This is a genomic window from Neobacillus drentensis (genome assembly GCF_036965425.1).
In the GTDB taxonomy this organism is placed as follows: Bacteria; Bacillota; Bacilli; order Bacillales; family Cytobacillaceae; genus Neobacillus; species Neobacillus drentensis_F.
Genome location: NZ_JBALPP010000216.1, coordinates 788 through 2668, shown reverse-complemented (window position 1 = coordinate 2668; position 1881 = coordinate 788). Strand labels below are relative to the sequence as shown.

Sequence of the window (1881 nt, the reverse complement as noted above, 5' to 3'; positions counted from 1 at the left end):
ACATAATTACTTATTTAAATGCTCACAAGTGGTCGTTGATAAATGCTGATCAAAAAGGATATATATTAGCAAGAACAAATTTAATATTCCAGGTCACTACCACTATGGCTAAAATTATTGTTCTTATGCTAACCCAAAACTACGTAATTTACTTGATAATCGATCTTATAATATTTATGGTTCAAAATATATTTAATGGTAAAATTGTAGATAAAAGATACTCTTATATTAAAACAAAAGGTAAGTTTAAGATTGATAATGAAACTAAACAAAATCTTATTAGTAATATTAAGGCTATGTTTTTGCATAATATAGGCGGCTATATAGTTTATGGAACGGATAATATACTAATTTCTTCTTTGATAGGCGTTGCAACTGTAGGTCTTTATTCTAACTATACAATGATAATAAATCAATTAGCAGCTTTAGTAAGTCCAATAATTACTGGAATTGGGGCCAGCATTGGGAATATGATGGCCACTGAAAGTAGTGAAAAAAGTTACAATATATTTAAAGTCACATATCTGATGACCTTTTGGATTTTTTCAGTTAGTTTAATATTTTTGTATAATCTTTTAGAACCATTTATTAGTTGGTGGCTAGGGGAGAAATATTTACTAGACCACGTTACGTTTATTGTAATTTTAATAAATTTTTATTTGGCAGGAATGCGCATAGCTATTGCAACTTATAAAAATACTGCAGGATTATTTGTTCAGGATAAATATGCCCCTTTAATAGAAGCAGTAATTAATTTAGTTTCATCAATATTTTTGGCGAAATATTTTGGTCTTGTGGGGATATTTCTTGGAACCACAATAAGTACGATTGCAACTATTTTTTGGACACAACCATGTATTGTTTATAAGAACTTATTTAAAAAGTCAGTTTCAACGTATTTTATAAAGTATATATTCTACGCAATTTTAACATTTATTACTTGTTTTATTACTAGTGAATTATGTAACTATTATGTGACAGGAATTAATTTTTATTCTTTAATTACTAGAGGAGGTATTTGTCTTATCCTTCCTAATATAATATATTTGACGTTGTTTTATAAAAGTGATGAGTTTGAATATATTAAAAGGGCATTAGCTTCTCTCCTCTCAGCGCTAAAATTCAGGTTTAATTTGTTTTAATAAAATTTTGAAAAAAGATCATGGATATTCCATTTAAATAGCATGATGCCGGGGACTTCAAGAAGTCCCTTTTTTGTTTTCAATGCTTAACTCTTTTTTAAAGAAGTTTCTTGCTTATTTGTTTATTTATTCATGTTTATAATTTTGCAACTAATTGCCTTTACTACATTTAGCGAAGAGGGATTTCAAATGAATTTTAATGAGTTAAAAAGGTTTTGGTTTTCGGACTTATTCCGATATGAAGAAAGTCAGTCTGTAAATATTAAGAAGCTTATTTTTCGTCAATACATTTCCCCAGGGTTTCGTTATACATTTTGGATGAGATTATGTAGATATCTAAAACATAAGAACAAATTAATGCTACCATTTTATGTATTAGCAATGGCAAATCTTCAAAGATATAAATACAAATTTGGAATTGAAATTTCTCCAAAGACAGAAATTGATACAGGGTTTTACATTGGTCATTTTGGTGGGATTGTTATTAATAGCGGCGCGAAAATAGGAAAAAACTGTAATATTAGTCAAGGGGTAACAATTGGGATGGCAAACAGAGGGAAGAGAAGAGGCGTTGCAACTATTGGGGACAATGTCTATATAGGTCCAGGTGCAAAAATTGTTGGTGCGGTAAAAATCGGTAATAATGCTGCAATTGGAGCCAATTGTGTTGTGACAAATGATGTGCCTGATAATGGAGTTGTGGTAGGTATACCAGGTAAAGTAATATCAATGAATGGTT

General features: G+C 29.6%; 2 protein-coding genes. Both read left to right on the top strand.

Going from position 1 to position 1881, the window contains the following annotated elements:
• Positions 1-1142, top strand: a 1142-nt coding sequence (locus V7161_RS30220) for a lipopolysaccharide biosynthesis protein (protein ID WP_335716450.1), incomplete at its 5' end; no start/stop codon positions are given.
• A gap of 189 nt (positions 1143-1331) precedes the next feature.
• A partial coding sequence (locus V7161_RS30215; RefSeq protein WP_335716449.1) for a serine O-acetyltransferase occupies positions 1332-1881 on the top strand: 550 nt, incomplete at its 3' end.